1 protein-coding gene and 1 tRNA gene are annotated in these 2,146 nt (G+C 76.1%); both read left to right on the plus strand.

Going from position 1 to position 2,146, the window contains the following annotated elements; all coding sequences use genetic code 11:
* Positions 1 to 199 precede the first annotated feature (199 nt).
* The gene (locus tag IE312_RS13565) at positions 200 to 2,014 is read left to right on the plus strand and encodes a tetratricopeptide repeat protein (RefSeq protein ID WP_189981484.1); all 1,815 of its coding nucleotides are present in this window, start codon (positions 200 to 202) and stop codon (positions 2,012 to 2,014) included.
* A 58-nt stretch (positions 2,015 to 2,072) separates the two neighbouring features.
* A tRNA-Met gene (locus IE312_RS13570) sits at positions 2,073 to 2,146 on the plus strand.

Raw genomic sequence — 2,146 nt, forward strand, 5'->3', positions numbered from 1 at the left:
TCGAAGGCCCGGATCCAAAAAGGATCCGGGCCTTCGTGGTGTGCGAACTCATGTACGCCGGGAGGGGACGGCCGCGCCGTCGTGGGTAGTCGGGTGGTGTGTGTTTGACTTGTCTCCCTGTGGGCATGTCGACAAAACGCTGAAGTGACCTCACGGGCTGCGGTATACCGGGTGTACCCAGGTTGCAGGTGGTGCGACGATGGACGTTATGGGGGACAAGGCAACTCTGTTCGAGTCAGGGCGATTTGTGCAGCCTGCCGGTACGGAGCCGGCCCGCGACGAGATGGTGGACCTGGGGGAGGCCGCCGAGGAGGAGATGCGCCTCGCGCTCGCCGCGCAGAGCGGCGACGCCGAGGCGGCGAGCGTCCTCGGAGCCATGCTGCTGCGCCGCGGCGACCTCGACGGAGCCGAACCCCACCTGCGCGCGGCCACCGCGGCCGGTGACCGGGCCGCCGCCAACAACCTGGGCGTGCTGCTGCACCAGCGCGGCTACCCGGAGGAGGCGGCCGGCTGGTGGCGGATCGCGGCCGTGGCCGGTTCCGCCGCCGCCGCGCACGCGCTGGGCCGCCACCACCGCGAGCGCGGGGACGAGCCGGCCGCCGAGTACTGGCTGCGCCAGTCCGCCGAGCAGGGGCACGTCCTGGGCGCCTACGCCCTCGCCGACCTGCTGGAGCACCGCGGGGACGTCGCCGCCGAGCACTGGATGCGCGCCGCCGCCGAGCGCGGGCACCGGGAGGCCGCCTACCGGCTGGCGCGCGCCCTGGACCGGACGGCCGGACCGGGGGAGGAGACCGCCGGCGACAACGCTGTCGCGGAGGCCGAGCAGTGGTACCGGCAGGCCGCCGCGCGCGGCCACCGGCGGGCCGCGCTGCACCTCGGGGCGATCCTGGAGAGGCGCGGCGAGCTGAAGGAGGCCGGCCGCTGGTACCTGACCTCCGCCAAGGACGGCGAGCCGCGGGCCGCCTGCGCGCTGGGCTTCCTGCTGCGCGACGCCGGCGACAGCGAGAGCGCGGCCGTGTGGTGGCTGCGCGCCGCCCAGGAGGGCGACGGCAACGCGGCCAACGCGCTGGGCGCGCTGCACGCCGAGCGCGGCGAGACCCAGACCGCCGAGCGCTGGTACCGGGCCGCGCTCGACGCCGGTGACGACAACGGCGCCTACAACCTCGGGCTGCTCTGCGCCGAGCAGGGCCGCACCGCCCAGGCCGAGCAGTGGTACCGGCGGGCCGCCTACGCCGGGCACCGGGAGGCCGCGAACGCGCTGGCCATCCTGCTGCTCCAGGGCGGCGACACCACCGGGGCCGAGCCGTGGTTCTCCAAGGCCGCCGAGGCCGGCAGCGTGGACGCCGCGTTCAACCTCGGCATCCTCTACGCCGGGCGCGGCGAGGAGGGGGCGGCACTGCGCTGGTACGAGCGGGCGGCGGCCGCCGGACACGCCGAGGCGGCGCTGCAGGTCGGCATCGCCCGGCTGCGCGACGGCGACGAGCCGGAGGCCGAGCGGCACCTGCGTTGTGCGGCGGGCGGCGGCAGCGCCGAGGGCGCGTACCGGCTGGCCGCCCTGCTCGACGCGCGCCGGCCGCCGGAGCCCGCGCACGAGCTGGGCGAGACCGTGCAGGAGAAGACCGAGTGCGAGGAGTGGTACGAGCGTGCCGCGGCCCAGGGGCACCGCCGGGCGCAGGTCCGGGTCGGCATGCTCGCGGCGGCCCGGGGCGACGTGGTGGAGGCGGCGCGGTGGTACCGGGCGGCGGCCGAGGCCGGCTCGCGCAACGGCGCCTTCAACCTGGGGCTGCTGCTGGCCCGCGAGGGCAGCGAGCCGGAGGCGGCGGTGTGGTGGACGCGGGCCGCGGACGCCGGTCACGGTCGGGCGGCGCTGCGGCTGGCCCTTGTCTACGCGCGTCGCGGCGAGCTGGCGGAGGGGCAGCGCTGGGCCGACCGGGCGGTGGCGCTGGGACCGCCGGAGGTGGCCGAGCGGGCGGGACGGCTGCGGGACGCGCTGCGGGAGGAGCTGTCGGCCTGAGCGCGCGGGAAGCGATTTGCATCCCGGCGCCGGCGTCACGTAGTGTCGTGTTCACCGACGCGGGGTGGAGCAGCTCGGTAGCTCGCTGGGCTCATAACCCAGAGGTCGCAGGTTCAAATCCTGTCCCCGCTA

This window comes from Streptomyces capoamus, from assembly GCF_014654935.1.
Taxonomy (GTDB): Bacteria; Actinomycetota; Actinomycetes; order Streptomycetales; family Streptomycetaceae; genus Streptomyces; species Streptomyces capoamus.

Excerpts from the sequence above, each read along its gene's own strand:
- IE312_RS13565 (WP_189981484.1), top strand. The coding sequence starts at position 200 with ATGGACGTTATGGGGGACAAGGCAACTCTGTTCGAGTCAGGGCGATTT.